This is a genomic window from Paenibacillus sp. FSL R7-0198 (assembly GCF_038000415.1).
In the GTDB taxonomy this organism is placed as follows: domain Bacteria; phylum Bacillota; class Bacilli; order Paenibacillales; family Paenibacillaceae; genus Paenibacillus.
This window is the reverse complement of the sequence record NZ_JBBOCB010000001.1, coordinates 427,497-454,389: the sequence shown is the minus strand read 5'-3', so window position 1 is coordinate 454,389 and position 26,893 is coordinate 427,497. Positions and strand designations below refer to the sequence as shown.

The window sequence follows — 26,893 nt, the reverse complement described above, 5'->3', positions numbered from 1 at the left end:
ATTTCACCCATATCCACTAAAATCGATTATAATTAACTTATATTCAAGTCGATTACCTACCCTAAGTTAAAAGAATATCATACGCCAAAAGACATAGTGATGCATCGCATATGTCTAAAGGTTACAGAGTTTTCGAATACACACTTATGTATAAAAGGAGGCGAATGATATGACGATAATGCCTGTTATAGTAATGATCCTTGTATGTGTACCTACCATTGTACTCATGATAAGCATGCCTTATTTAACAAGAGAGACGATTAGTTTTGGGGTCACCGTCAGCGCTGTACAATTTCACAGCGAACCTCTTCGCCAGATGCGGAAGTCATATGCTAGGATTAGTGCTACCTTGCATACCATCCTATTCATTGTTTGTATCATCTGCCTAATATACGGTGATGAACATTCCAAGCAACAAAGTTGGATCATTGTCACTTATTCACTCGCCATGGTCGTAATCTCCCTAGTCATAAACATTAGCTATCATTTCAAAATGAAAAGTTTACTGCCTATGCTGCCTATTGCTCTGGAACTATCGATCATGGCAGTGGACACTGGTTTTCGGAAAAGAAACATTAGCTTGTCTAGTAAGTGGTTCCTCATTCATGTTTTCATTATTGTTGTTGGTATTGTAACTGTGCTACTCAACTACGAACTAATTCCTGACCAGATTCCGATCCATTACAACAGCAGTTGGAACGTAGATGGCTATGCAGCTAAATCTTATAGTTCTGTGTTTATGCCTACGATAATGCAAGTGTTCTTAATACTTGTGTTCATATTTGAGAATTGGAGTATTCGCAGAGTGAAGCAGCAGGTTCAACCCACTGATCCGAACCGTTCCATCAGACAAGACGTAACTTTCCGCCGTACTTGGTCAGGTTTTATGATTACAGCAAGCTTCTTAATAGTTATCCTGTTGTCCGTCGTGCAACTAAATATGATATCTCTGCTTAACATCAATTTCGCTATTCCCATTGTCCTAATCATAATAGCCTTTATCATCCTATACGCCTTAGCCTTATCGTTCTGGGCTGGTCAGGGCGGAAGCCGCTTGGAGCAATCGGCAGATCGCTCCAATTTCAGACCTGTCCATGATGATGATAAATGGCTATTAGGTATGATTTATTTCAATCGCAAGGATCCAAACCTAATCGTCGAGAAACGATTCGGAGTCGGCTGGGGATTAAATTTCGGTCACCCAGTATGCTGGCTGATTTTTCTCGGAATTATCGTACTGTTAGTTGTCGTGTAACAAGGCTTGGAAGTTAGTACTCGCCGGAGTATTCTAGCTAGGGCAGACCTGTGGCGTGATTCGACTTTGATGTTATGCCAGCAGTTGGACCTACTTTCATTGGGTTATTATACGACTACTCAGGAAGCTTCCTTCCAACGATGTATCTACTGATTGCTATTGGGTTAATGAGTTATGAATTATAAAACAAAGAAAGCAGCTGATCACATGGGTCAGTTGCTTTCTTGTTGCTATAGAGGTGATGTTTCCCATTAGGTTGAACGAGAAGAAAGTAGTTTTGTTATAGGCCAATTTTGAATACAGCTATTCGTATATCGTTAACCCCAAGTATCAAACGAAGATGAAACAAGTGTTTATTCATTGCAAAGAATGTTTAGTTTGTTTTCTTTTAGATAGCGAGTTATCAAGCAACGTTGTTACAACACCAATCATAAGGGCAAGCGCACCGATCCATGGAATATAGTTCAACAAGTTGTGGTTGACAGCAATCCCCCCGATATCCGCACCTGCAGCCATTCCAACTTGTCCGATCGCACTATGCACTCAAGGGTAACTTTATTTCTACTACCCATCATAATAGTCACAAAATAAACAAAGCCGCGAAAATGACGACTTCATCATGATAAGTTATTCCATTAAAAGAGTTTTGCTTGCTTCCAGGTTAATTTCTCCTCACTCGTGGTCAATGATAGATTTCATATTTACAATCTTCTGGAGACTGTCATTAATCTGATTTGTAACTTCGTTACCATGATACGTAATCACTTTTTTAATATCTAGCTCTAACAGTTTGGCAATCGACTTCAATGCAGACGTGGTGGATATATCATCTTGAAGAAGATGTTACGGCAGAACAGATGGATGAGTATTACTATCAGATGGTTAACGAGAAAATCATGTTAGATTAGCACGAGGCTCACTCTACGCAACGCACCTAGCCCAGTTATTCAGCCTGACCTATTTTCACCAGAATAAGAAGGTATCTTATTGTTGAGATAAAATAAAAACCGATGGGCATTTACAAATGTAAAGTTCCATCGGTTTCTTTAGTTTTAGGATAGTTCGGTTGAAGGCCACAAATGCTGTGAATCTAAAATATAAGTCGATAAAATTATGCCTACTGATCAAAAAAAATGGGTTACTATGTAGCAAACCAGCAATTGTTTCTTACCAAAGACCTAAGTAACAACTACCCTTACGAGAAATATTCATTGTAAGCATCTTCAGTCGTCTGCACGTTCTTCATATACATAATCTTTCCCTCTTCATTTAAACGCATAATATCTATACCTTCTTTGGTGAAAACCGTGCCATCTACTGCTTGACCGCATACTGCCCAGTTAGTTCGATAACTGCCGTCGGGCTGAAGTACCCATGCATCCCACATATGTTTAATGTCTTTGTTGTATTCATAAATAGTCTTAATAACTACTTCGAATCCTGTTCGGCTGCTACCGTTCGAAATAACTTCGACATCCTCCGTAAATAAGGATAACAAGTCCTTCATAGCCCGATCGTCAGTGCGAGATGCATCAAACAAGCGAAAATAATTATTTAACATCGTGATGTTTGCATCGGTTTTCAGAGAGTTAGTAGTATTGCCAGCGGTTGCTGTATTGGACATGTTATTACCTCCTGTATTTTCTATACTGTCTTACGTAGTATAGTTTTCAGTTCGAATATTTTCGAACTGTTTGGCCTGAAAAGAAATATATCACACTTCCCACATAGCTGCAATACATAATTCGAAAATTTTCGAACAATAAAAAAGAGGTTGAAAATGCTAGTATCTATCTTATGAGAACTTTAAGAATCCCTACAGGTTCGGAGAGAGGTCTTCAGAGAAGAAATATCGTTTGTAGTGAAATGTACAAACTTCATAAATTCCTTCGTTTTTATACCACTCCTTCTTCATTTGCGTCCTGTAGCATGACTTAAATCGGGATAACGAAGGAGCAGAACGAATGAAGAAAACGATGATGTTAACCTTACTCATAGTCATTACGGTAGGAATGGTCTGGTGCAACTGGGGGCTTGTTAGAACAGGTCAGAATCATCCGGACTCTATAGCTGGCACCAGCGGCTGGCAGGAAAATAGGCTTATTGCACATGCATTTGGTGGCGTTGACGGTGCTAGTTACACCAATTCTTATGAAGCATTTATAACCAATTACAATCGAGGGTACCGTTTGTTCGAGGTTGATCTTGTGCAGACGACGGACGGGAATCTTGTAGCCAGACATGATTGGTCACAGAAGCTACAGCCGGATTTGGCCGCTCATCACGGACGAAACGTAACCAAGCTTCAGTTTGCAAACTCGCTTATCATGGGAAGATTCCACCCTCTTACCCTGCCGGACATCCTGCAACTGATGCAGCAATATCCTGATTTTGACTTAATTGTGGACACGAAAGCAGGCAGCAAAGAGCAAATTCAGCAGCAGTTTGGGCATCTGGTCAATGAGGCACGCCGTACGGACCCTGCCCTGCTTAACCGGATTATACCTGAAATTTTCAGCCCGGAAATGTATGACACGGTTATGGGAATCTACCCCTTTCCACACAAAATATATTCACTTTACAAAACTGGCGCCTCCGCCGAAAGTATTGTAGAATTCGTAAGGGACAAACAACTGACAGCGGTTGCCATGCCTGTATATCGCGTGTATTTAAACCCCAATCTAGTTCCAACACTACATAAGTTTGGGGTGAAAAGTTATGTTCACACCGTCAACAGCAGACCGGTTATGCAGATTCTGTCCAGGTTCGGGGTGCATGGATTTTACACGGATGAGGAAGAATCGCCGGAGGAGCTAATGCTTGCAGACGCTCTCCCCAGCCATGTTGAATTTTCGGGATATATGAGTTCCGGATTAGTAAGTATAAGAAATATCGTGATGAAGGTGAGAAATAATGGCTATTAATAACATACTTGTTGTAGACGATGAACCGGAAATTCGAGAAGCGCTCGTTATTTATTTGAAAAGCGAAGATGTGGATGTATTTACTGCCTCTAACGGATTGGAGGCGCTGGAAATTCTTGAACAAGAAACCATTCATCTTGTTATCATGGACAACATGATGCCACAGCTCGATGGAATTAAAACGACATTTAAAATTCGTGAAAACAAAAATATACCGATCATTATGCTTTCCGCCAAATCAGAAGATAGCGACAAGATTTTGGGACTGAACGTTGGCGCTGATGACTATATTACGAAGCCGTTCAATCCTCTTGAGTTAATCGCCAGAGTCCGATCTCAGCTGCGCCGCTTTACGAATTTAGGTTCCTTCCAGTCAAACGGGGATGAGCTCATTCAAGTAAGAGGACTTGTGCTGAACAAAAGCTCAAAGACTGTTGAGATAGATGGTGAGGACGTCAGACTAACCCCGAAAGAATACAAAATTTTGGAGCTGCTGATGGAGAACAAGGGCAGAGTCTTCTCGATCGAAGAGATCTATGAGCGCGTGTGGAATGAACTGATCTTCACTTCAGACAATACGGTTGCCGTACATGTGAGAAACATCCGTGAAAAAATTGAAATCAATCCTAAAGACCCAAAATATTTAAAGGTGGTATGGGGAATTGGATACAAAATCGAAAAAAAATAAAGCCGATCGGAAGGTCCCCATCGACCTTATTGTCATCATTGTCGCCGCCATCTTATGGATCCTCTTACTCATAAACTCGTATTCATACACGGGGTTGAGTATTAGCTACTCTACTTCAAGTTACATCCAGGCACTGCTTGCCGTAATTATTCTTTGCTTACTGGCAAGTAGATTGTTTCTTTATTTTAAGGCACCTCATAGTAGGCGTTCCTTCTGGCATGGCAGTCTGCTGATGGATTACTTTCATAGCTGGAGAACCGGTCTTAGAGCCAGTATGCAGAACTGGAGACTAACGTTTGGCATCATCATGATGCTTCTGCTAACCGCGATAGCCGGCATTTGTATCTGGCAGGCAGCCACATATTACAGCATATATCAACAAGGCTTGTTCATACTTTATGTATTGCTGTATGTGCTGTTTCTGGTTCCGTATATCCTTTCCAAGCTTGGACGTTTCATCGCTATCATCAACGGGAGCAAAGAAATTGCCGAAGGCAATATTCAGAATACGATTCAAGATACCGGCAAGGATGACCTATCCAAGCTTGCTGGCTATATTAACAATATGAAAGCCGGGTATCAAAGCGCGCTGGAGAATCAAATGAAGAGCGAACGGTTAAAAACAGAGCTGATTACCAATGTATCGCATGATTTGAAGACCCCGCTTACTTCTATTATCAACTATGTTGATTTATTAAAAAAAGAAGATCTGTCTACGGAGACTACCCGAGCCTATATTGAAACCCTGGACCGGAAGGCGCTACGGATGAAGCTGTTGATTGAAGATCTGTTCGAAATCTCAAAGATGGCCAGCGGTACAGTGGAGCTCGATATTGAGTACGTCGATGTCGCGACCTTGTTGACACAGGCGATTGCCGAGTCCAACACCAGTATGGGACAAGCGTCACCTGAGATTCGGGAGAGGATCGCGAAATTCCCCATCCATGCACATTTGGACGGCAATAAAATTTGGCGTGTATTCGAAAATTTAATTGGCAACGCGCAGAAATATTCGCTTCCAGGAACCAGAATCTATATTTATTTGGACCAGTCTGATGATCTGGTATTATTCAAAATACAAAATACTGCTGCTTATGAGATTGATTTTGCTGCGGAAGAGTTGTTCGAACGTTTCAAAAGAGCAGATGAATCTCGCCAGACAGAAGGCTCCGGCCTAGGGATGTCCATTGTGAAAAGTATCGTTGAGCTGCACGGCGGGGAGATCAAAATCGAAATTCATGGTGATCAATTCAACGTTATTCTGCATTTGCCCAAGCAGCGCTTAATTTAAAAGTCCTAAAACTACGTTAACCCTCAATGCTCCTTTTCAGGAGTATGAGGGTTAACTTTTCATTTTTATTTAGGTATTAAAGGTGAATCGTATGAATGGCTTACCAACATCGATTCCTAAATATTAGTCCAGAAGGCTGTAGATCTGAATGCTCTCCACCTTGGCATCCTTGATATGAAACGACATCACATCCACATAATTGGATGGCTCGTAACGGAAGTCATCCTCTTCATCTGGAGCTCCATCACCAAGCAGTTTCCCCTCAGGGTAGGCGTTTTTGAGTGTATCCAGGCTATCTCCTGCTTTAATGTTTCGCACTGTAGTGTACTTAGGATCAGTGATTTCGATATGAAAGATGGAGTCTTGTTTTCCCTCCGGTATACTGATTGTTTTAATCTCCAATCCAGGATACGTGTACACTTTTTCGGTAAAACCGATTAACGTATCCATGTTGGTTCCATCGTCGGCAGTGTACGTATGTGATTTCAGGTTATCCGGTTTGCCCAGCATCTGTTCCATCTGATCTTCGTTCGCTGTATCCGAAATCGCGATGGTGTGCTCATTATAGACAAAAGCAAGCTCCTTCAGCACAACATTGCCTTCCTTCTCCATCGAACCTTCTTTAATCGCTTCAGTACCCTTTTCTTCCGAATTTTCGGAAGCAGGCGTATTAGAATTGGTTGCTCCTTCGCCTTTGCTTTGTTCATTTGCCGTGTTCTGTCCGGTTGCTGGAGATGTAGCCTCACTGGACTGACAGCCCGTTAATGCCACCGTTAGTAAAGCACCTAGTACGATAAAACCTGCAGCTTTCTTTGTTAACTTCATCATGATCCCTCCATAAATGTGTGATTTGTTCTTATGAAGTGATTATAAATAAAACATTTGTTAGTCTCATAACAGAAATGTACCAATCTTGTAACGTTACCTATTTAGGCTTGGGTTTAGATGCAGGTCTACGCACGAGGCAAAACAATCGTAACGGTTGTACCTTCCCCGATTTGACTTTCCATGTCGATATATCCATTAAACCGCTCTACAATCTCCTTGCAAATGGAAAGTCCAAGACCTGAACCGTTCGCTGTGCTTGCATTTTTCGCCCGGTAAAAACGTTCCTGCACTCTCTCCAGCTCATCGCCCGCGATGCCGATCCCTTGATCACGTATCCGTATAACCACCTCACTTGGCGTATGCTCCATCTCTACTTTAATCTGTGAGTGACTTCCTGAGTATTTGATGGCATTGTCCACAAGGTTGGCGATCGCATGGGACATCAACATTGGATTTACGTTGGCGTGGACTTTCGTCAGAAGCTTATCATCCGATTCCGCTTCATCCTCCCTGAACATAATCTCGATTCCTTTATCTTTGGCCTTGGCTCCCATATTCATTGTGACTTCCTGAATTAGTTCGTTCATTTCCGTCTTTTCAACTTCCAGTTCGTTAGAACCAGCCTTGTCGAATCGGGATAACAACAACAGTTCATTAATCAAGCGTGTCAGCCGATCCGATTCCTGCAGCAGATGAGCATAGATTTTTTGCAACTCCTTGTCCTCGTTTTCCCCTTCAACCAAGTATTGAGAGAAACCACGAATGGCTGCCAAGGGTGTTTTTAACTCGTGAGATACGTTGGAGACAAATTGTTTCTGGTACTGAATGTAATCATTAAGCTGCCGCCCCATGGAATCCAGCCCATCTGCCAGCATGCCCAGCTCATCCTTCCGGTTTAGATGAACTCTCCGAAACTCCTGCCTAGAGAAACTTTGCGCGGCGCTAAGCAACAGTTTAATCGGCTTGGTTGTGTTGCGGGCAATCCACAGACTGGATAACGTAATCAGTACAATAAATCCGCCTGCGCCGACAAACAGGATATAACGGATTTGATCCATAATCGCATAAAAGTAGGAAATGTCCTCCACGAACTCATACACATAAGCGTTCTCGTAGAATTGATCCTGAATGGGTGTCGCAAAATAAAGCAGATGATCTTCCGTGACGGTATACGCATAACTGCCGCTCAGGGCTTTCTCTATATTCTTTTCAAAAATAAGAGGTTTGCCATCATTAATGATGATGCCATCCACAGCCAAGCCAAGCAACTGCTTGGAGCTGTCATAGATACGTACTTCCTTGCCTGAAGCTTTCAGCTTCTCCAGAGCAAGTCTGACAATTTCCTTGGTCTGGGGCTCTCCTGAAGATGACCTATGCTGTGATAACACCTCACGGAAGGACAACTCGGACAGATCCGCCTTCTCCATCATCTGTTTCTCAATGGTAATGAAGCTGTAGTAATCGATGGCTTTATTGACCGCAAAAATGATGATGCCAAAGGACAGTACGGAGAAAAATAAATAATTCAGCAGTAACCGGGTTGCATACTTCAGGCCTCGCCACCTCCAAGTTGATAGCCAAATCCATAGATCGTCCTGACATACTTCGGTTCGTCCGCGTTATCCTCCAGCTTCTTCCGTAACCGCATGATGGTCATATCCACACTGCGACTGTCTCCCATAAAGTCATATCCCCATCCGATCTGCAGCAGTTCATCCCTGGTAAAGATTTTGTCGGGCCTTTTGAGTAACGTTTCCAGAATTTTAAACTCTTTGGCCGTTAAAGACACGGCTATACCGTTTTTCAGCACTCTTCGGCTCTCTAAGTCAAAAGTCAGCTCTTCATGAAGGATACGTGTCGATTGTACTTCTGTCCCTTCACTTGAGTCCTCCCTGCTCTCGTTTCTTCTCAGAATCACCTTGATCCGAGCGAGCAATTCACGATTGTCAAAGGGTTTGGTCATGTAATCTTCGGCCCCTAGCTCTAGTCCCAACACCTTGTCGATTACCTCATTTTTCGCAGAAAGCATGATCACTGGAATGGCACGTTTTCTGGTAATTTCCTTGCACAGGTCATATCCGGAGCAGTCTGGCAGCATCAGATCAAGTACCACTAAATCGGGTTGAAAAGAGTCGAGCAGCTGCATGCTCGTTTTGCCGTCCTCTGCGGTCTGCACATCGTAGTTTTCACGCCTTAGCACCAGCTCAATTAAATCTCGAATTGCGATTTCATCATCAATGACTAGGATTTTCTTCAACTGTACACCCCTATCTAGCCTTGTTTTCACCAGCTTCAATCAATTATTAACCCATCTTAGCACAGACACTTTAGATTCCTCCACCAACAGGAAGATGAGGTATATTCCAACGAACCCAACATAACTTGTAATAAACCCGAAGAAAGGAGAACAATCCATGGATCTGCTCTGGGTACTCATTGTTGGTGGACTTATTGGCTGGTTAAGCGGCAACTTGATTGGGCGGGACGTACCGGGCGGTGTAATTGGGAACATTATTGCGGGTTTTATCGGTTCCTGGTTAGGAACGGAATTGCTGGGACCAAGGGGACCGGTGATTGGCGGATTTCATATTATTCCAGCCATTGTTGGCTCGATTATTGCCCTGCTCATTTTCTTCGCTCTGGCACGCGGCGGAGCCTTCCGAAGACGTTAACCAAGAGAGGCGTAAACCGATCCAGTCGTTCATTATTACAGGGTAAACATAAAAGGACCGAAAGCATTCATCGATGGAAGATGAACACTTACGGTCCTTTTTTAAAATGTAATGACGATTTTACCCACAGCGTGGTGAGTTTCACTCAAAGCATGTGCATCATAAATACCCTGTCTACTAAACGGGAAGGTTGCCCCTACAATCGACTTTATCTTTTTCTCTTCCATCAGATCTGCCATTCTCTGCAATTGATCACCATCTGGCTGTAGCCAAATCCCCTTTGCTAATACATTGTGAGACTTAGCAGTATCATGATTGGGTTCACCAACAATGGTAATCAGTCTTCCGGTATTTGGCTTAAGCACCTTATAGCTATTCTCAGCTACTTCTCCACCCATCGTGTCAAACACTAAATCTATATCTTTTAGAATCTCTTCAAAGTTTTCCTTTTTGTAATCAATGACCTGATCAGCACCTAACGAATAAAGAAGTTCATGATTTTTTTCACTTGCTGTTGTAATAACATGAGCGCCAGCATGTTTTGCTAATTGAATGGCATACATACCTACACCACCAGCTCCAGCGTGAATAAGTACAGTTTCACCTTCTTTTAGATCGCCGTGAGTAAACAGTACCTGCCATGCTGTTAAACCAGCCAAAGGTACAGCCGCAGCCTCCTCATATGAGATTGAATCAGGTAGTTTTGCCAGAAGGTGCTCATCAACTGCTGTATATTCAGCATACGAACCGAAACGTGTTGTATCAGGACGACTGAATACTCGATCTCCAACTTTCCATTTGGTAACGTTTGAACCAATTTCAGTTATGACCCCAGCTACATCCCACCCTAAGATAATAGGGAATTCCCAGTCATACATTTCTTTTAAGTAACCCTCTCTTAATTTCCAATCGATTGGATTAATGGATGTAGCCTCTAGTTTTACAACCACTTGATTGGCTTCTGCCCTCGGTTTATTCACTTCCTGTTCAACTAACTCTTCTTTACTTCCATATTGATTAATCACAACTGCTTTCATTTTTGTAACACTCCTTTAAGCTAATAGCCTTTTTCGTGCTATTCGATTATTTATTTGTATCCAGTCACTGGGGTTCATGCATATTATCCTTACTCATTTTTAAACAACCAGGATAAAATTATGCAAAAGTTAAGTTAGAATTGTCGGAAATGTTGCTTTTATTGTGATATTTTTACATAAAAAAACGATTGAAATGGACTTAGTTATCGTTTATAGTTGACTTATCAACAATTGACTAGTCAAATATTGATGGATCAACTAAATATAAAGGGAGAGTAACTATTATGAAACCATACCAACAAACAAACGATTTTAACGAAATTATTTATGGACGCCGCTCCATTAAGACATACGATTCATCCGTAAAAATCAGCAGGGAAGAAATGACTCAAATCATCAATGAAGCTAGCACTGCCCCTTCCTCCATCAACATGCAGCCTTGGCGCTTCCTTGTGGTGGATACTCCAGAGGGAAAAGAAAAACTCGTCCCACTGTCCCGCTTTAACAAAGAAAAAGTCGCTCAAGCTTCTGCTGTCATTGCCGTGTTTGCGGACAAAAACAACTTCGATTATGCAGAAAACATCTATGGAAAAGCTGTTGAGCATGGCTTAATGCCACAAGATGTTAAGGACTTTCAGTTGAAGGCATTCAAACCGATCTATAACAACATGTCCGATGCTGAAATGAACGATGTCATTATGCTTGACGCCGGTCTGGTTTCCATGCAATTGATGCTGGTTGCCCGTGCACATGGGTATGACACCAATCCAGTCGGCGGTTATGAAAAAGATCAAATTGCCGAAGTGTTTGGCTTGGATAAAGAACGCTATGTACCAGTCATGCTACTGACAATTGGAAAAGCTGCAAGCGAGGGATACACCTCCTACCGTATGCCAGCCGAAGAGACCACGTTTTGGGCATGATTCAAAGCGATAGTGCGAGCAGTCTCCACATTGTGATATAGTTGCCTTTAGTTGCTGAATGTCTTGGAAGGAATCTGCCCTTGTTACAAGAAGCTTTTCAAGACATTCTGCACCATTCAAGGAGGGGCAAACATGAATTGTTCGCTGGAACAAGAAACCTTATTAATATTACTTAAAAATATAAGCAATCAGTTGAAACCTAAATTTGAACGTTGTACGGGGATCAGCTCCTCACGATACGTTCTGCTGTATCATCTCTATCTTCATGAAGAAGTTACACAAAGCCATTTGCAGAAGGCCATTCATATTGACAGTGCTGCTGTTACACGCCATTTGAAGCAACTGGAAGCAGACGGTTTGGTGTCACGAAGAAGAAACCCCGACGATCATCGGGAAACCTTCGTCCGGTTAACAGAACAAGGGCTAACGCATATCGCGAATTTCAAGCAGGATCGAAACCAGTTTCTTCATCAGATGATACTGGATTTCAGTGAAGAAGAAGTTGCAATGATGACCGACATGCTTACACGCATGCAATATAATCTGAAGGATCTGTAAATTTACGATAACAGTCAGCCTTCTTCAGATTTTTTTTCATAAATGAATAAAACTAGTTAGATGATACAATATCTCAGATTAACAAGAGATTATAGGCCATATATTATTCAGGCAAGATCAAAACAAACCGCTGAGTGTTTCATTACATGGCGGTTTGTTTTAATTTATCAACAGCTAGCTTTTCGAAATATTACAAGTTGGACTAGCACATACTAAGGAACAATTGGCTGAAGCTTACATAACGGAGGTCTCATCATGGTATTCACAATCACAATTATCATCGTTGCACTGTTTGCAATATGGGGAGCCGTCGCTCCTGATCAGCTGGCGGATGTGGCTAATGTTGCCTACAACTTCTCTATTCAGAATTTTGGCTGGTTTTATTTGCTAGCGACACTGTTCTTCCTGATCTTCGCTTTCTATCTGGCGTTCAGCCGATTTGGCGGCATTAGGCTCGGGGATGACGAAGATGAGCCGGAATATTCTACGGTTTCCTGGCTGTCCATGCTGTTTAGCGCGGGTATGGGCATTGGGCTGGTTTTCTGGGGAGTTGCTGAACCGCTGTCCCACTATTTATCTGCACCTGAGGGGGCGGTACCCGAAACAACGCAAGCAGCCATACTTTCAATGCGTTATTCCTTTTTCCACTGGGGGCTACATCCTTGGGCTATCTATACCGTCATCGGCTTAGCGCTTGCTTACTTCCAGTTCCGGAAAGGATACAAAGGGCTGATCAGTTCCACCTTTATTCCTCTGATAGGTGAGCGTCTTGCTTCAGGCTGGCTTGGTAAGGTTATTGATATTCTGGCGGTCATTTCCACCATCTTTGGTGTTGCGACCTCGCTTGGATTGGGTGCTCTTCAGATCGGCGGGGGTCTGAATCACTTATTCGGTATTCCTAACTCGACACTGTCTCAGGCTGTCATTATCATCGTTGTAACCGTACTGTTTTTAATCTCTGCAACCTCCGGTCTGGATAAAGGTATTAAGATTCTGAGCAACGTCAACCTCGTTATAGCTTTATTATTGATGTTGTTTGTATTGGTGACTGGACCGACTTCTTTTATATTTGACACATTCACAACAACCTTGGGCAGTTACATGCAGAATATTATTAACATGAGTTTGAGACTGACGCCGTTCTCAAGAGAAACCTGGATTGGAGCATGGACGTTATTTTACTGGGCATGGTGGATCTCGTGGGCTCCTTTTGTCGGCACTTTTATCGCAAGGGTATCCAGAGGAAGAACCATAAAGGAATTTGTAATTTACGTCATGGTTATTCCAAGTCTTTTCGGATTTATCTGGTTCTCCGTCTTTGGCGGAACAGGACTTCACATGGAATTGTTCAATGCCGCTCATCTGGCAGAGGCTGTCAAGGAAGATACGACAACCGCTTTATTCCTTATGCTGGAGCAGCTGCCTTTGGGCACGATCGTGGCATTCATCGCCACAATGCTGATCATGATCTTCTTTATTACGTCGGCTGATTCAGCTACCTTTGTACTGGGCATGCTCACTTCAGATGGCAAGTTGGACCCGAGTACAAGAGTGAAATTAACCTGGGGAATCATGCAGTCCTCCATTGCGGTAGTACTGCTAATCAGCGGGGGGTTAACTGGCCTCCAGACGGCATCCATTGTAACCGCATTGCCGTTCGCTATTGTCCTTATCGGTATGTGTTTCTCCCTGCTCAAGGCTCTAAAGGCTGAGGACAAAGAGCGCCGTCAGAAGGAAAAACGGCAGCGCCAAAAGCTGAAACGACTGCTAGAGGAACAAGAAATCTCGCTGAATGAAATTTCCGGCAGGTAATGTATACTTAGTGTAAAACTAACAAAAGCCCGCGTCCTTGCGGGCTTTTTCTTATACAAAAAAAGGACAACTTTTGTCACCAAAAGCGGCCCCTTTCCTCTCACTTCAATCATTGTTTTTAATTTTGCCTCTTGAAATACAATCTTCAATTAATTTCTATTCTTTAGGTTTACGCAATGTTACAATCCAGACTACTGAAAAATCGTTCAACAAAAACATCACCATATATTTTCTTCATATGCGCTGTGTTAAAAATATATTGTTCCATAGGCTCAAGCTTGCGCAGACTGCGTACCAGTATTTTTCGATCATCGTCAGATAGATTAGGGTCATCGTCTATCTTTGTCAGAGCATTTTTCACACGTGCGGATACCTGTTCAACATACACATGGTTTTTGGATTTTGGCGGAATACATTGCGTCAGGTCACAGCTCACAAATCGAACACCGTCAAGGATACAGTTTTCAAAATTAGCGATTAAATCTTGTTTGCCATTTCCCTCAAACGTAATATCCACTAGCTTGCCGGTAAAGGAACAATTGACGATATTCGCCACTCGTAAAATCCGGTCATTGAATCTACATTTAACAAAAGTACAGTCGATAAACGTAGCGTTCTCCAAGGTCATGCCTCTCATATCGCAGGAGGAAAATTCGCAATTGGTGAAAACAGCTTCGTCTTTGGCAATGCCAACCGAGCGCAGGTCGGAACGAATAAATGTACAATGATCAATCGTACTACCGGCAAAAAATCTCGCATTTGTAAGATCGCAGGTATCAAATATAAGATGTTGCAAGTTACAGCTCCAAAATATGGGTGAACCAATATTTGAGTTTATTATGGTCGTTTCGCTTATCGTTTCGTGTTCATACCTGACAATATCAGAAAATAATTCGTTGTTTACTGACATACCAGACTCAAGTCTTCTCATCCCTCTCACCCTATCAATCCCTCGACATAAATTGTTATTACTAATATAAGTTCCCTATGTTGATCCAGACATGGAACGCAACGCCATGGTTGATCTCTGTCATACCAATATACTATGGGGATGCAGACCAGCGCTTTGCTCAAACACATCCAGTTTTGGGTACATCATTGTGCAAAAAGCAACTTTTTTCAGCATAATCTTCAACATATTTCGTGCTCAGATAAAGTTTTCCTGCAATAAAAAAGGGAAAACATTTATCACAAAGTTATAATGCCTCTTCATGATCAAAAAAGCATTGAATCTCATCCCGCCTACTTTACATAGGCCCTAGTGGGGATTAAGACTCAATGCTTTGGAATCTTCTTCTCATTTTACTCTAAAATTGTTTTGAGCATATTTGGTTACGAGAAGGACAGCACTGGATAGATAGGCTAAAGTCAACACCATGATCACAGCGGTTAGTCCCCATAGTGGAGGACCTAGAAACATCGCCACAACAAAACTCAATGAAATAAGGCCGTTTACGAATGAGAAAAGAGGACTATTGGTTTCCAACTCCGTTGTATAAGGTTGAATTACATAGTATAACAACAGATGATGTACTGAGAAAAATACAGCCAGTGCAATGGTTATAACCCAGATAGGAAGTAGTGAACTTATATCCTGTCCTCCAGTTAATACAAGTGTAGATACACTTATTACAGCTGCTAAACAAGAACCTAACTTTAGATTTATGCTTAATATACTTCGAAGTCGTAACAGAAAATGCTGCTTCGCATGCTGACGGTAAAATGGATAGCGCATCAGCGGCTTGTCACAATGGAAGAATAAAGCCTTACAAATCTGGTTACCTACTGTCAGATTAAGCATAGCCATAATGAGTAAAGGTGAGAATCTTTCAATTGAATCTAGTGAAAGATGATCTTTGAAAATGAGTACCAACAAAGGCAGGAGTATGCCTATGATCATAATAGCCAATAAACGTCTGTGGAACGGTGCACGGAGGAGAGCGGTATGCCTGGTAACAAAAATTTCGTGTATTTGCTCGTATCCCTTTTTTTCTAATGTGCGCTGTTCGTTAACATGAAGGTTAGACGAGGAAGGCCTGCTAAGGTCATGTTCTTTGGACTGAGCCATTCTCTTTTGAAGATCAGCAATCATTATTTCTGGATTTAACAATGGATCAGCATGGTTTGTTACTGCGCGCACTGCAGATGTGAAATCTGTATGTTTTAATAAAACATACCCACAGATAACCCCGGACAACGATATCAGTGTCACAAGCCATGATTGGTCCAATATCACAGATCCAAATAGAGGATGGTTCAGTTTTGTGAAGGGAAGGTAAGCCAAAGTCAGTGCCAGCAACATACTCAAACTCGTAGCCCATGTTTTCTGTACAAGAATAATGCCTCTCCATTTAAATAATGCCAGATGTAAAAATTCACATGTCACTCGCCAAAAAGTCATAATTCCCACAATAAGCAATGCTTGAGTCATTGGAAATTTAAAAAGTACCGCAACCAGAGTCATTGCAATCGCTTGATAGAAGAAAAATGTCGTATACCGATAAAATAGCGTAGCTCGCATATATTTGGTTGGGTTTATTCGCATAAGTCGGATAGATGTATACTTCATTTTGTTTAATTCCAGCACTTTTGCACTCGTTACCCCAGCCATTACGCCACTTATGCAAAAATACATGTGAAGAAAAAGGTTAAAATGCTCCGTACGATTAACATTTTCCGTCCATAAGAGTATGGGCAATGCAAGCATTCCCCCGAAATATAATAAGCTTTCCAATAAACCAACGAGAACTAATAAAATAACCGCAATTGCACCGATGGTACGTTTCGTCCGAACAGCGGCATACGTTTGTTCACTGATTAAATTACCTACAAACGGTAACTTTTGCGTGAAATAGATCAAACGGTTGACCAGCGTAATCATCTGTAACTGCCAGATGCGAGAAATTGTACTAATCATTCCCGTCATCGGCGTTCTCCTTCGTACTTCCATTTTGGCTTTCATGCCGTAATAATTCAATTACCTGTTCTTCAAAGTCGGGCTGAGTAAGGATTTCGGGTGAAACCTGTGTTAAACTTCCATGATTTAAAATAATTAACTCATCACACAGATCCGTTGCCAATTGCAATATATGAGTCGAGAAAATGAGGATATGATCTTTTTTTAAATTACGTAGCAATTGTTTCATCTCACTCGCAACGATGACATCAAATGAAGTTAAAGGTTCGTCCAACAGAATCACTGTAGGTTTTAGGAGTAAAAATAACAACATTTGAACTTTGTTTTTCATTCCATGCGAGTAATGTTTAATGAGCTTATGTCGGTCATCCTGCGCCATGTGCATCATATCAAACAGGGCATCAATATTGTTTCCTCGTCCATCAATTACATCTACGTTAACATCAATAAAAAAACGTACAAATTCATATCCCGTCAGAAATTCTGGTAACAGTGGCAGTGAATAAACGTATCCTACATCATCCATTTCCAAGTCACGTGATTTTGATCCGTTGACGAGTTTCATTTTGCCGCCATCCACTTGGATCTCGCCACCTAAACAATTGAATAACGTTGTTTTGCCGGCGCCATTGCGCCCAAGAAGGCCATAGATCTTTCCCTTTTCAAATTGAAAACTTAAATTGGCTAATACTTTTTTTTCACCAAAACTCTTCTCTACATTGTGTAATACCAATTCCATTTATTTGTTCCTCGCTTTCAAACCATTTCGTTTTTTGTTTAACTGAGAATTCAATAGTTACATACATACCATTTTTCACGTTCATATTCATATCTAATAATTGTTTAGTTTTCATCCGTATCAATCCCTTCGATTTTTTTCATAAAAGGATAAGAATTAATATCCCTTTAAGAGGTGAATCGTCTCACTTGACCAATATAACTAATCTTGGAAATAGACAATCACACTAGACTAGTATTCTATTTTGAACGATATAATTCCTTGTATTTACATAGCCAATATATTAATGCGTCATCTAAACAGTTTCCGGGTTAATCCCCACAGACTTCAATTTAGATTTGGCTTGATGCAACTGTTCCAAAATCGTCTTCTCCATTCGGGTTTAACAGAACGTGATGAGATTTTCTTGATAAAATTGTATTAAAAGGATAAAATGACGAGCATCAAACGGTTTTATTCGAGGAATGGTAGCTAATGAAAGGTGGTTTAGCAATGAAGATTCTCATCGTTGGCTATTTTAGCGAGACTTCAAAATCAAATATTGCCAGGAGTTTTCCGCAAAATTGGAACGTTGTAATTATTCCGCCCGGAAAAGAAATGCTGGATCATATTGAAGATTGCCAGGTAATCATTCCTGAACATATTAAAGTGGACCACAGCCTGCTTTCTAACGCAAAAAAATTAAAATTGGTACAGACAGGTGCAGGATTTGATAATGTGGATGTCCCTGCCTGTACACAGCGCGGCATTTGGGTGGCTAATGCTGGAGGTGTGAATGCACAGGCAGTGGCCGAACACGTAATGGCACTGATATTGTCTTATTATAAAAACATACCGTTTCTTGATACTTTCATGAAAAACAAGATGGATGAAAATCAATTGGACTATACAGGGAGTGAATTAAAGGGCAAAACGATTGGGATTATCGGTTTGGGTGCTATTGGAAAAAAAGTAGCTGCGTTTTCCAGGGTTTTTGACATGAATGTGCTGGTGTATGCGAGAAATGCCACTGCACAATCGGACGGTTTTGTGAAAATGACGGATTTCGATACTCTTGTAAGCACATCGGATATAGTCAGTGTACATGTACCCTTGAATGAGATAACCAAACAGCTGATCAACAAAGCGGCATTCAAAAAAATGAAACATACCTCTCTTTTTATCAATACAGCCCGCGGCGGCATTGTCAACGAAAGAGACTTGATTGATGCATTAAAAAACGGGGATATTTCAGGCGCCTGCCTGGATGTGTTTGAATCTGAACCGCTTCCTATTGACAGTGAGCTCCGAAATCTGGGTAATGTGATACTTACTCCCCATACAGCAGGAATGCCTGATGGTCGGAAGTTTCATAAAACAAGATATGATTTCTTTATAAAGAATATAAAACGTGTAGAAAATGGTGAGGAGCCTGAAAGCAAGCTCAATCAGGTATGATGTTTTGGTGCAATAAAATTGATCGCCACCCTACAGCAGTTCAAAATGAAGTTGAGTCTCAGGTAACTTCGTATTTTCTTTCCACTGATTTGCACCGTATCCCAATTCCAGAACCGCAGCAATGCGCTCGTTACTCAGTACACCAAACATTTCAGTACGTCTCGGGTCGTACATCCAGTCATGCAAGGTACAGCGCACACCCAGACTTTGCTCATGAGCCAGCAAGCGGAAATTCTGAATTAGGCAGCAGACAGCTGCAAAGTCCTCTTCCCGCTTATATTTATCCGCCTCTTCCTTCACCAAGACCAGAAGATACGCAGGGGCCTGATTCTGTAATCCCTGCATGAAGTCCCCATACCGGTTATCAGCAAAGATAAATCGCCACGGCTCTCGGAGGCCATCATTTGGCGCCCATACGGCATGATTGAGCAACTCAAGGATTAGATCCTGCGATATCGGTCGATCCAAAAACTCACTTGGACTGTCCATGGCTCCTTCCAGATCTGACAATTTCATTTTTACATCCTCCTCTTCTATGTAGACTGTCCTCGCAATACGGTCCACTTCTGCTCGGCTGGTGTTCTTTTCCGACTTCTTGGCGCTTTGTCGTAATACCCTATATGAAGAATACCAACGAATCTTTCATCCTCACGTAAGCCAATTCCATTGAAGAACCCTTCATGCTGAATCATGGACTCTGTATCCCACAACATTCCTAACCCTCGTTCCCAGCCCAGCAGTTGGAAGCTCTGCATCACCCCGCAAGCAGCCGCATAATTGAGGTCATTGGTCAGACGATTCGGTCCCACAGTCGACATAACAATGACGTGGGCAGGAATATCGGTAAATCTCTTTTTAAAAACATCCAGAAGTTTCCCTGGAATCAGCTTGCCGAGCTTGCTTTGCGACATCTGTTCCAGCATACAGTCCACCAACCGTTTGCGTGCTTCTGGCGTTCCGGCATATACTACACGCCACGAGCCAGACTGAACAAATGGTTGAAGCCTTGTAGCCTTACGCAGTAATTCTACAATTAACTCCTGGTCCACCGGCGTAGAGTTACATTTACGAATACTCCTGCGCTCCCTGATCAATTCCGCCAGACTCATATGCTTCACTCTCCTTTGTTCTATCTGGATTCAATATTTATACTGCTGTCTTGAAGAAATTGATGGATTACTTTTAGCTCCGTTTCCGAATATTTGTCGAGAGTATGATAGAAGCGCTCAGCCTCATGTATATGCAGACGTTCATGCAGTTCAAAGATTTTTTTGCCTTGCGGTGACAACCGGAAATAGCTTTCCTTTTTGTTGTCGTTCATTTTCGTACGTTTGACAAATCCTTCCTCCAGCAGTTTGTTGCCAATTTTAGTGATACTTGCTTTGGACAAATTCATCGCCTCGGCAATACCCGTGTTGTTAATGGGCTCATGCTTGCCTATGCAATCTATCATATGAACCGCGGTCAAATGCTGAGGGATTTTCTCGATGCTTTCACGCTGGGCGATACTTAGGAAATGCTCGATTTCTGTATCCTTGTGGTTCTCATACACATGTAAAAAACGGATAAATTGGTCATAAACTAACTGTTTTGTTCGATCTTTTGAGATCATTCTTTGATCGCTCCTTATTTACTTGTAAACAAAAATATCATTTTAATAATATAGTTTTTTCAAGGAAATTCTTATATATTGTTTACTGGTGAACAATATAACATGAATGATAATGCTTATCAACTATATTCTCTGACATTACAACATTACCCTATAATCCAGGACAGAGACATGCCTTAAACGGATTATCTTTTAAAATGCTCGTTAGTTAAAGAAAACAGCTGATCATAGTGATCAGCTGCTTTCTTTATATTGTTGATTTATTGTTTCCTGACACTTTAAATTAACTTTTTCTCTACATTAAAAAGCTTAGAAATGCGGGGAAATAGACGAAAGGCATTGCCATAAGCGATCGCCTTCGCGTTTTCTTCGCTGATCTGCTGTGCTTCATGGAATACTGACTCCCGCTGTATACGAAGGACGCTGTCCGCTGGCCAAGGTATGTCCGCTCCGAACAGAATCCGATCAGGTGCAATCAACTTTTGAATTGTGCCGAGGTTCAACGTGGAATCATAATAAAGGTGGTCCAGTTTGGCTATTTCAGCTTGAAATTGTTCCGGTGTTGTTTCAACCTGAATCGAATCTTGCCCGATGGCGGCAAGCGCAATTCTCCATTTGATATAAGGAACCATGCCCCCGGTATGGGGAAGAATGAACTGAATGGATGGATATTGGTCGAAAATGCGATGAACAGCCATCGTAGTGACGGCCCGCGTCGTATCGAAGGTGCCCTCAAGGAGCGCAGGACTAAGTCCAGCGATTTTTTGCGGTATGAGGATGGGATGTAGAAACACAACAGCACTACGTCGGTCCAATTCGGTTAACAATTCGCTGTAATCCGGATGGCTTAAATATTTCCCCTGATAACTTGTCAGCATTGCAACACCATCCATCCCGAGAACATCAAGTGCATACAATGTTTCTTCCATGGCTGCTGCGGGATCCGGGAGTGGAAGCGTTGCAAACGCACCATACCGCTCAGGGTGAAGTTGAGCATACGATGCGAGCTCTTCATTCATTTTACGTGCCAATGCTTTGGCAGAAGATTGGTCGATGAACGTCAGGTCTGACGGGGCTGAAAGGAATGAAAACGAGATGTCACATACATCCATTTTTTGCATCCCGATCTCGGGCGTCCACTTCGGCATAAAACTTGGAATCTCCATTCCCAACTCCTGCTGCTTTCGTTGCATTTCTTTAGAGATGATATGGTGGTGAACATCAATGACAGGATTAAACATGCGTGATCAGCTCCTTCTATTTATTTTCAAGCCATTGGTTTAACTGGTTTTGCTTTTCAGTCAATATTTTCTCTACGCCTGCATTCTTTAGTTTGTCGAGATAAGCGCCTAGTTCTGACGGATCAAAAGTTCCTGTCTGAAAGCCTGCATCATACTGATTTTGGACGTTGGCCACCGAGGTAATTTGTGTTTTAACCGGATTGATGTCGAAGCTGAAACCCATCGCCCTTGATTTTACGGCACTCTCGTTTTCGCCCCTCAACTGCTCCCACATGTCAGGATCGTTCCCTTCCCATATATAGGACAGGAAATTGTTCCCCACGGCATATTGGTTCGAATCGTATCCTGTTGCAGTGACACCTTCCGGCTTGCCGATCAGGTTATTATCCTGCTTAACATAATGCTTGCCCTCAATTCCATTGGTAAACAGATTAATGACTGCTTCGTCCGAGTAAAACAGTTCCAATACTTGAATCGCCTTATCCGGCTGCTCACTGTTCCTTGCCAAAGACATCATGTTCGAAGCTACGCTATTACGCGTCATATACGAGTCCTCAAGGGGTATGCATACAAGTTCAGTCCCAGCCGCAAGTGATTCCGAGTAACACTCATTGATATTCCGGATATAGGAGAAGGCTTTGCCTGCCTTGATCAGATTGGACCCCGTTTCCTGTGACGTTGCGACGTCTTTGCTGAAATAACCTTTTTGATACCAATCACGCATCAGGTCAGCCATTGTGGAGAACCGCGAAGTCGCAAAAAGATTCTGCACGGTGAAGTCCTCCCCGCCAAAATCCAGTACGCCAGGTGCTGTTCCCAAAGGATCAAAATTCAGCATGGCTTGTCCGGGTGTTTCCTGCGAGGTATAGCTGACAATCGGCGTAACACCTGGCTCATTGTCCTTGATAAGCTGCAATACAGCAGAGATATCATTCCAGGTTTTTATGGCGTTAAGGTCAATATCATGCTTATCGGCAAGCTCTTTGTCCATCACAAAACTGGGAGAAAGTGCCCAAGCTTTAATGCTGGGAACGCCATATGTTTCGCCATTCATCTTCCCGGCTTCTGCGGCTTCCTCCGGAACAGCCTCAAGTATCTTTTTACCAAATTCATTCAACGATTCGTCCATGGGCAGTAACTGTCCCCTGCCGATTTGGGATTCAAGGCCGAACCAAACGCTGGTATACACCAGATCCAGTTTCTCGCTGCCCGCCAGCATCAAGTTCATTTGATTGGCATAGTTCGATCCATTAACAGGCAAGAGCTTCACGGTGGCGCCTACCTTTTCTGCTGTAATATCACTGATGGCTTCCTGAATTTCCTTAACATCTGTTACATCCCCAAAAGCCGGATACGTCATGACCACTTCATACATATCTGTTGCTGAAGCTTTCCCAGGTTCTGCTCCCTCCTTACTGTCTGGATTTCCGCATGCCGTCAACAATAGAGGGGCCGCACAAATTAAGGACATTACCGTTATGAAACCCGCAGGTAATCTTTTTCTGAACATCTTCATTCACTCCCCGTGTTTGCTTTTGGATGAGACATCTTGGATACGAAGCATGACTAACCTTTTACGGCACCAATGGTCAATCCCTTGACGAAGAATTTCTGGAAAAACGGATACGCTGCGATCAGTGGCAACACGCCGATTACGGCAATAGCCATTCTCACACTGCCGAGAGGTACGGATGAGACAACAGCCGTCTGGCCAGACAAACTGTTTTGCTGCAAGTACTGGACATCAGACAACATTCGATTAAGCAGGTTTTGAATGCTGTAGAGGCTTCCATCATTGATGAAGATCAGACCGTTAAACCAATCGTTCCAATACGAAATCATGAGCATCAGACCAATGGTTGCCAGGCTTGGGAGAGCAAGCGGGAGAACGATTTTGCAATAAATAACCCATTCGTTGGCTCCATCCACATAGGCTGACTCCACGACTTCGCCGGGAATGGATGTGGAAAAGAAACTGCGCATCAACAAAATGTAGAACCCGTTGGTCAGTAAATTCGGGATGATTAGCGACCAGATGGTATCTTTCAAATGGAAGAGGTCCGTATAAACCAGGTACATGGGCACCAGCCCCCCATTGAAAAGCAGGGTGAAAAATACGAAGAATGACAGGAACGAACGAAATGGAAGCACATTTCTGGATAGCGGATAAGCGACCAGGGTTGTGATCAGCAATCCAACGATCGTGCCCACGACCGTGATGAACGTCGTAATTCCATACGACCGCAGAATCAACGAATATTGATTAAACAGATACACATAAGCATCGAAGCTGAATTGAGCTGGTAACAAACGATAACCATCCCTGATAATGGCTTGTTCCTCGGTTAGAGAAGCGGATATCAGAAGTATAAACGGAAACACTGCAGCGATTCCCATCATGATGAGCACGAGGTGAACAGCCATTTGATATATCCTATTTGAATACATGTTGTCCTCCCCCTTAGCTAAAACAGCGCCAAATCCCGGTTTTTGCGACGAACGATCGCATTGGTCGTTAATACTAACAGAAAACCGACAATGGACTGGTATAGTCCGGCAGCGGATGACATTCCAAAATCCCCAAAAGTCATCAATCCACGATAAACGTATGTGTCAATGACATCGGTAGTCGTTTGCAGTGCACCCGAATTCAGCGGAACCTGATAGAACAATCCGAAATCGGAATTGAAGATGCGTCCCACTGCAAGAAGCACCATAATGACGATCGTGGGTTTAAGCAGAGGAAGGGTAATGCTCCAGACTTGCCTCCACTTGGATGCTCCGTCCAGCGTAGCGGATTCATAATATTCTTGGCTGATGCCTACGATTGAGGCCAGATAAACAATGCATGTATAACCGACGTTTTTCCACAGATATACGACACTTAATATAAAGGGCCATTTACCGGAATCCGCATACCACGACACGGGGTCAATCCCCAGCAAAGGAAGCACGTAATGGTTGACGAATCCGTTTTCCTCGTTGAGCAATGCCAGAACCAAGTAAGCGACAATGACCATTGAGATCAGATAGGGCAGCAAAATGATGCTTTGGTACAGTCGGGAGGCGAATCGCTTCTTTACCTCGTTTAACAATACAGCCACAGCTATGGAGAGCACTGTTCCAAGCACGATAAATGCGCCGTTGTAGAGTAACGTGTTACGGGTAATCACCCAAGCATCCTGCGTTTGGAACAGGTAGGCGAAATTATCGAAGCCTACCCAGTCACTTCCCCAGATTCCTTTTGCAAAATTGATATCTTTGAACGCAATTACAATGCCGAACATGGGCAAGTAATTGTTGATGAACAGATAGACGATGCCTGGTAAAATCATGACCAATAACAGCCCATGCTTTCTAATGTTTTGGATGCGGTTTGCATGGAAACCTCGACGCATGTCTCTCTCCCCCTGTTCGTAACAATGATGTTTGTTTTGTGTAACTCCTCCAATATCCCTCCTATTCTATTAATGTCAGTTTATGTGACTTAAAATTGTTCTTATATGAATAATACGATGTAAGTAAGCCTCAGTCATTGGTGTGATTCACTAAAAAAAATGATTTCATTTGGATTGTTACACCAAAAGAAAAGCCTATCTCAATTTAAATGTAATGTTTTATGACATGCACTGCATTAAGCAACGTTTTATACGTCATGTGATCAGCCTTTTCATGCCAAAAAGCAACGCACCTGAAAAAGGATGCGCTGCTTCATGTATATTAAAGATTGTTACGAATGGATGGCTGCCATCTGTCTGCTGTTCGGAAACATTCGACCACCAACAAGCACACCACCCGAAAATACAGCTTCGCGTGGAGGTGCTGCAGCCAATGCATGCATCGCATTTATGGCATTTACCAACGAGAAAGTGCCTCGTTCACCTACTTTTGGAGTTAATGGCGCATTGGAAATAAGCTTGTACGTTTCTAACAGCCAGAAGTCTTCCACCCAACCGGATGCTTCAGCGAGACGTGACCCACGGGAGAGCATATCGCCATTTCCGAATGGGCTCCACGAATCCAAAATGTTATCGGAACCGATATGCACGGACACGCCCGTTTCCATCAACAGTTTGATGGGGGGCATAGGCCTGTCAATGGGCACACTCGTCATGATGGCTACGCCGGTCGCACACAACCTTTCTGCGAGTGAGCGCACCTCCGTTTCCCCAACCTGGCCCAAACAATAGGCATGGCTTACCGCGGTACGGCCGGACATACCGGCTTCTTCTGTCAGTTCGGCGAAGCGGCTGATCGTGTATATTCCGAGATGACTCGGGTCATGCAGATGCAAGTCGATGCCCGCAGAGAATTCTGTCGCAAGTTCAAACATGGTTTCCAGACTGGCATCCACCCGGCGGTCCAGTCCGGCCGGATCCACACCACCAACATAGTCAGCTCCAGCACGAAGCGCTTGCCGCATAACGGAAACGGAGTCAGATCGAAGCAGGCCTTGCTGGGGGAACGCCACAATTTCCATATCGATGCGTCCCTGGTACATCTCACGTACTTCCAAGATCTCCTCCAGATGAGAGAGGCCAATTTGCGGATCCACGTCAACGTGTGTGCGGATTGCCGTTGTACCTTGAGCAAGCATTAAATCCAACAATCGTTTCGCACGTTCTCCCGCCCCGGTCGGTAGTTCTCCCAACATGCTTTTCTCAAATTCCAACTGGCCGGGCAGTGTGACAAAAGGCTGCAAAGACTTCCACGGCTCCCCAATAAAATGCTTGTCCAGATGGGTATGCATATCTGCCATTGGTGGTACATAGTGGAGCCCATCCGCATCAATGACGGTTGTCGCCCTACCGGCAATATTTACAGATGTGAGATCCGCATCCGTTCCGGCAGACTCAATGCTGACAATAAGTCCAGTTGCTTGATTAATCGTTAGATCAAACAGGTTTTCCGACCATTTGACATTTTTTACGAGTGTTAACCCTTTCTCCATGACTCCAT

At 42.8% G+C, this 26,893-nt stretch carries 26 protein-coding genes; 9 read left to right on the top strand and 17 right to left on the bottom strand.

The window, feature by feature from the left end:
- Positions 1-169 precede the first annotated feature (169 nt).
- A complete protein-coding gene (locus tag MKY87_RS01745; RefSeq protein ID WP_340962644.1) occupies positions 170-1,255 on the top strand; it encodes a DUF1648 domain-containing protein in 1,086 nt (361 codons plus the stop codon).
- Between the two features lie 357 nt (positions 1,256-1,612).
- Here MKY87_RS01745 and MKY87_RS01740 read toward each other — a convergent pair whose 3' ends face one another.
- Both MKY87_RS01740 and MKY87_RS01735 read right to left on the bottom strand, forming a co-directional pair.
- Positions 1,613-1,798: a hypothetical protein gene (locus MKY87_RS01740; RefSeq protein ID WP_339783588.1), complete on the bottom strand. Its 186-nt coding sequence runs from the start codon at positions 1,796-1,798 to the stop codon at positions 1,613-1,615.
- A 652-nt stretch (positions 1,799-2,450) separates the two neighbouring features.
- Positions 2,451-2,879: a nuclear transport factor 2 family protein gene (locus MKY87_RS01735; protein WP_091029903.1), complete on the bottom strand. Its 429-nt coding sequence runs from the start codon at positions 2,877-2,879 to the stop codon at positions 2,451-2,453.
- A 340-nt stretch (positions 2,880-3,219) separates the two neighbouring features.
- On the opposite strand from MKY87_RS01735, the gene MKY87_RS01730 reads away from it, so the two are divergent.
- From MKY87_RS01730 to MKY87_RS01720, 3 genes are all read left to right on the top strand, one after another.
- Positions 3,220-4,179 (top strand): phosphatidylinositol-specific phospholipase C/glycerophosphodiester phosphodiesterase family protein, encoded by a 960-nt coding sequence (locus MKY87_RS01730; protein ID WP_340962641.1) that lies wholly within the window; start codon positions 3,220-3,222, stop codon positions 4,177-4,179.
- A complete protein-coding gene (locus tag MKY87_RS01725) occupies positions 4,169-4,867 on the top strand; it encodes a response regulator transcription factor (RefSeq protein WP_249913575.1) in 699 nt (232 codons plus the stop codon). The genes MKY87_RS01730 and MKY87_RS01725 overlap by 11 nt, the downstream gene beginning before the upstream one ends.
- Positions 4,868-5,141: 274 nt before the next feature.
- Positions 5,142-6,158 carry a sensor histidine kinase gene (locus tag MKY87_RS01720; protein ID WP_340962639.1) on the top strand — a complete coding sequence of 339 codons (1,017 nt, stop codon included), beginning with the start codon at positions 5,142-5,144 and terminating at the stop codon, positions 6,156-6,158.
- A 123-nt stretch (positions 6,159-6,281) separates the two neighbouring features.
- On the opposite strand, the gene MKY87_RS01715 is transcribed toward MKY87_RS01720, so the two are convergent.
- The 3 genes from MKY87_RS01715 to MKY87_RS01705 form a co-directional block, all read right to left on the bottom strand.
- Positions 6,282-6,986: a hypothetical protein gene (locus tag MKY87_RS01715; protein WP_340962637.1), complete on the bottom strand. Its 705-nt coding sequence runs from the start codon at positions 6,984-6,986 to the stop codon at positions 6,282-6,284.
- A gap of 125 nt (positions 6,987-7,111) precedes the next feature.
- The gene (locus MKY87_RS01710; protein ID WP_340962635.1) at positions 7,112-8,416 is read right to left on the bottom strand and encodes a sensor histidine kinase; all 1,305 of its coding nucleotides are present in this window, start codon (positions 8,414-8,416) and stop codon (positions 7,112-7,114) included.
- Positions 8,417-8,535: 119 nt separating this feature from the next.
- Positions 8,536-9,243 carry a response regulator transcription factor gene (locus tag MKY87_RS01705; RefSeq protein ID WP_340962634.1) on the bottom strand — a complete coding sequence of 236 codons (708 nt, stop codon included), beginning with the start codon at positions 9,241-9,243 and terminating at the stop codon, positions 8,536-8,538.
- 157 nt (positions 9,244-9,400) lie between these two features.
- Here MKY87_RS01705 and MKY87_RS01700 point away from each other — a divergent pair, with 157 nt between their 5' ends.
- The gene (locus MKY87_RS01700) at positions 9,401-9,658 is read left to right on the top strand and encodes a GlsB/YeaQ/YmgE family stress response membrane protein (RefSeq protein WP_247897659.1); all 258 of its coding nucleotides are present in this window, start codon (positions 9,401-9,403) and stop codon (positions 9,656-9,658) included.
- Between the two features lie 101 nt (positions 9,659-9,759).
- Here the strand turns inward: MKY87_RS01700 and MKY87_RS01695 are convergent, their stop codons facing one another.
- The gene (locus MKY87_RS01695; protein WP_339783598.1) at positions 9,760-10,695 is read right to left on the bottom strand and encodes an NADP-dependent oxidoreductase; all 936 of its coding nucleotides are present in this window, start codon (positions 10,693-10,695) and stop codon (positions 9,760-9,762) included.
- Between the two features lie 284 nt (positions 10,696-10,979).
- Here MKY87_RS01695 and MKY87_RS01690 point away from each other — a divergent pair, with 284 nt between their 5' ends.
- The 3 genes from MKY87_RS01690 (at position 10,980) to MKY87_RS01680 (ending at position 13,988) form a co-directional block, all read left to right on the top strand.
- Positions 10,980-11,618 (top strand): nitroreductase family protein, encoded by a 639-nt coding sequence (locus tag MKY87_RS01690; protein ID WP_036615355.1) that lies wholly within the window; start codon positions 10,980-10,982, stop codon positions 11,616-11,618.
- 132 nt (positions 11,619-11,750) lie between these two features.
- On the top strand, positions 11,751-12,176 hold the full coding sequence (locus MKY87_RS01685) for a MarR family winged helix-turn-helix transcriptional regulator (RefSeq protein WP_036615356.1): 426 nt from the start codon (positions 11,751-11,753) through the stop codon (positions 12,174-12,176).
- 255 nt (positions 12,177-12,431) lie between these two features.
- Positions 12,432-13,988 (top strand): glycine betaine uptake BCCT transporter, encoded by a 1,557-nt coding sequence (locus MKY87_RS01680; protein ID WP_340962632.1) that lies wholly within the window; start codon positions 12,432-12,434, stop codon positions 13,986-13,988.
- Between the two features lie 169 nt (positions 13,989-14,157).
- Here the strand turns inward: MKY87_RS01680 and MKY87_RS01675 are convergent, their stop codons facing one another.
- From MKY87_RS01675 to MKY87_RS01665, 3 genes are all read right to left on the bottom strand, one after another.
- The gene (locus tag MKY87_RS01675; RefSeq protein WP_340962630.1) at positions 14,158-14,898 is read right to left on the bottom strand and encodes a pentapeptide repeat-containing protein; all 741 of its coding nucleotides are present in this window, start codon (positions 14,896-14,898) and stop codon (positions 14,158-14,160) included.
- Between the two features lie 387 nt (positions 14,899-15,285).
- Positions 15,286-16,914, bottom strand: coding sequence for a hypothetical protein (locus MKY87_RS01670; protein WP_339783606.1), 1,629 nt, complete (start codon positions 16,912-16,914; stop codon positions 15,286-15,288).
- Complete coding sequence (locus MKY87_RS01665; protein ID WP_340962628.1) at positions 16,898-17,644, bottom strand: ABC transporter ATP-binding protein; 747 nt, start codon at positions 17,642-17,644, stop codon at positions 16,898-16,900. Before MKY87_RS01665 ends, MKY87_RS01670 begins: the two co-directional genes overlap by 17 nt.
- Positions 17,645-18,118: 474 nt before the next feature.
- Here MKY87_RS01665 and MKY87_RS01660 point away from each other — a divergent pair, with 474 nt between their 5' ends.
- Positions 18,119-19,081 (top strand): NAD(P)-dependent oxidoreductase, encoded by a 963-nt coding sequence (locus MKY87_RS01660; RefSeq protein ID WP_340962627.1) that lies wholly within the window; start codon positions 18,119-18,121, stop codon positions 19,079-19,081.
- Positions 19,082-19,111: 30 nt separating this feature from the next.
- Here MKY87_RS01660 and MKY87_RS01655 read toward each other — a convergent pair whose 3' ends face one another.
- The 8 genes from MKY87_RS01655 to MKY87_RS01620 form a co-directional block, all read right to left on the bottom strand.
- Positions 19,112-19,597 carry a nitroreductase family protein gene (locus tag MKY87_RS01655; protein ID WP_339783612.1) on the bottom strand — a complete coding sequence of 162 codons (486 nt, stop codon included), beginning with the start codon at positions 19,595-19,597 and terminating at the stop codon, positions 19,112-19,114.
- Between the two features lie 17 nt (positions 19,598-19,614).
- Positions 19,615-20,190, bottom strand: a complete 576-nt coding sequence (locus MKY87_RS01650) for a nitroreductase family protein (protein ID WP_339783614.1) — start codon at positions 20,188-20,190, stop codon at positions 19,615-19,617.
- Positions 20,191-20,210: 20 nt separating this feature from the next.
- Positions 20,211-20,693, bottom strand: a complete 483-nt coding sequence (locus MKY87_RS01645; protein ID WP_339783616.1) for a MarR family transcriptional regulator — start codon at positions 20,691-20,693, stop codon at positions 20,211-20,213.
- A gap of 278 nt (positions 20,694-20,971) precedes the next feature.
- A complete protein-coding gene (locus tag MKY87_RS01640) occupies positions 20,972-21,934 on the bottom strand; it encodes an amidohydrolase family protein (protein WP_339783618.1) in 963 nt (320 codons plus the stop codon).
- A 16-nt stretch (positions 21,935-21,950) separates the two neighbouring features.
- The gene (locus MKY87_RS01635; RefSeq protein WP_340962626.1) at positions 21,951-23,309 is read right to left on the bottom strand and encodes an ABC transporter substrate-binding protein; all 1,359 of its coding nucleotides are present in this window, start codon (positions 23,307-23,309) and stop codon (positions 21,951-21,953) included.
- Positions 23,310-23,500: 191 nt separating this feature from the next.
- Positions 23,501-24,358 carry a carbohydrate ABC transporter permease gene (locus MKY87_RS01630; RefSeq protein WP_340962624.1) on the bottom strand — a complete coding sequence of 286 codons (858 nt, stop codon included), beginning with the start codon at positions 24,356-24,358 and terminating at the stop codon, positions 23,501-23,503.
- Positions 24,359-24,399: 41 nt separating this feature from the next.
- The gene (locus tag MKY87_RS01625) at positions 24,400-25,332 is read right to left on the bottom strand and encodes an ABC transporter permease (protein ID WP_340962623.1); all 933 of its coding nucleotides are present in this window, start codon (positions 25,330-25,332) and stop codon (positions 24,400-24,402) included.
- Positions 25,333-25,664: 332 nt separating this feature from the next.
- On the bottom strand, positions 25,665-26,885 hold the full coding sequence (locus MKY87_RS01620) for an amidohydrolase family protein (RefSeq protein ID WP_340962622.1): 1,221 nt from the start codon (positions 26,883-26,885) through the stop codon (positions 25,665-25,667).
- Positions 26,886-26,893: the final 8 nt, after the last annotated feature.

Excerpts from the sequence above, each read along its gene's own strand:
- MKY87_RS01745 (WP_340962644.1), top strand. The coding sequence starts at position 170 with ATGACGATAATGCCTGTTATAGTAATGATCCTTGTATGTGTACCTACC.
- MKY87_RS01735 (WP_091029903.1), bottom strand. The coding sequence starts at position 2,879 with ATGTCCAATACAGCAACCGCTGGCAATACTACTAACTCTCTGAAAACC.
- MKY87_RS01730 (WP_340962641.1), top strand. The coding sequence starts at position 3,220 with ATGAAGAAAACGATGATGTTAACCTTACTCATAGTCATTACGGTAGGA.
- MKY87_RS01725 (WP_249913575.1), top strand. The coding sequence starts at position 4,169 with ATGGCTATTAATAACATACTTGTTGTAGACGATGAACCGGAAATTCGA.
- MKY87_RS01720 (WP_340962639.1), top strand. The coding sequence starts at position 5,142 with ATGCAGAACTGGAGACTAACGTTTGGCATCATCATGATGCTTCTGCTA.
- MKY87_RS01715 (WP_340962637.1), bottom strand. The coding sequence starts at position 6,986 with ATGATGAAGTTAACAAAGAAAGCTGCAGGTTTTATCGTACTAGGTGCT.
- MKY87_RS01710 (WP_340962635.1), bottom strand. The coding sequence starts at position 8,416 with ATGATGGAGAAGGCGGATCTGTCCGAGTTGTCCTTCCGTGAGGTGTTA.
- MKY87_RS01700 (WP_247897659.1), top strand. The coding sequence starts at position 9,401 with ATGGATCTGCTCTGGGTACTCATTGTTGGTGGACTTATTGGCTGGTTA.
- MKY87_RS01695 (WP_339783598.1), bottom strand. The coding sequence starts at position 10,695 with ATGAAAGCAGTTGTGATTAATCAATATGGAAGTAAAGAAGAGTTAGTT.
- MKY87_RS01690 (WP_036615355.1), top strand. The coding sequence starts at position 10,980 with ATGAAACCATACCAACAAACAAACGATTTTAACGAAATTATTTATGGA.
- MKY87_RS01685 (WP_036615356.1), top strand. The coding sequence starts at position 11,751 with ATGAATTGTTCGCTGGAACAAGAAACCTTATTAATATTACTTAAAAAT.
- MKY87_RS01680 (WP_340962632.1), top strand. The coding sequence starts at position 12,432 with ATGGTATTCACAATCACAATTATCATCGTTGCACTGTTTGCAATATGG.
- MKY87_RS01675 (WP_340962630.1), bottom strand. The coding sequence starts at position 14,898 with ATGTCAGTAAACAACGAATTATTTTCTGATATTGTCAGGTATGAACAC.
- MKY87_RS01670 (WP_339783606.1), bottom strand. The coding sequence starts at position 16,914 with ATGACGGGAATGATTAGTACAATTTCTCGCATCTGGCAGTTACAGATG.
- MKY87_RS01665 (WP_340962628.1), bottom strand. The coding sequence starts at position 17,644 with ATGGAATTGGTATTACACAATGTAGAGAAGAGTTTTGGTGAAAAAAAA.
- MKY87_RS01660 (WP_340962627.1), top strand. The coding sequence starts at position 18,119 with ATGAAAGGTGGTTTAGCAATGAAGATTCTCATCGTTGGCTATTTTAGC.
- MKY87_RS01655 (WP_339783612.1), bottom strand. The coding sequence starts at position 19,597 with ATGAAATTGTCAGATCTGGAAGGAGCCATGGACAGTCCAAGTGAGTTT.
- MKY87_RS01650 (WP_339783614.1), bottom strand. The coding sequence starts at position 20,190 with ATGAGTCTGGCGGAATTGATCAGGGAGCGCAGGAGTATTCGTAAATGT.
- MKY87_RS01645 (WP_339783616.1), bottom strand. The coding sequence starts at position 20,693 with ATGATCTCAAAAGATCGAACAAAACAGTTAGTTTATGACCAATTTATC.
- MKY87_RS01640 (WP_339783618.1), bottom strand. The coding sequence starts at position 21,934 with ATGTTTAATCCTGTCATTGATGTTCACCACCATATCATCTCTAAAGAA.
- MKY87_RS01635 (WP_340962626.1), bottom strand. The coding sequence starts at position 23,309 with ATGTATGAAGTGGTCATGACGTATCCGGCTTTTGGGGATGTAACAGAT.
- MKY87_RS01630 (WP_340962624.1), bottom strand. The coding sequence starts at position 24,358 with ATGGCTGTTCACCTCGTGCTCATCATGATGGGAATCGCTGCAGTGTTT.
- MKY87_RS01625 (WP_340962623.1), bottom strand. The coding sequence starts at position 25,332 with ATGCGTCGAGGTTTCCATGCAAACCGCATCCAAAACATTAGAAAGCAT.
- MKY87_RS01620 (WP_340962622.1), bottom strand. The coding sequence starts at position 26,885 with ATGGAGAAAGGGTTAACACTCGTAAAAAATGTCAAATGGTCGGAAAAC.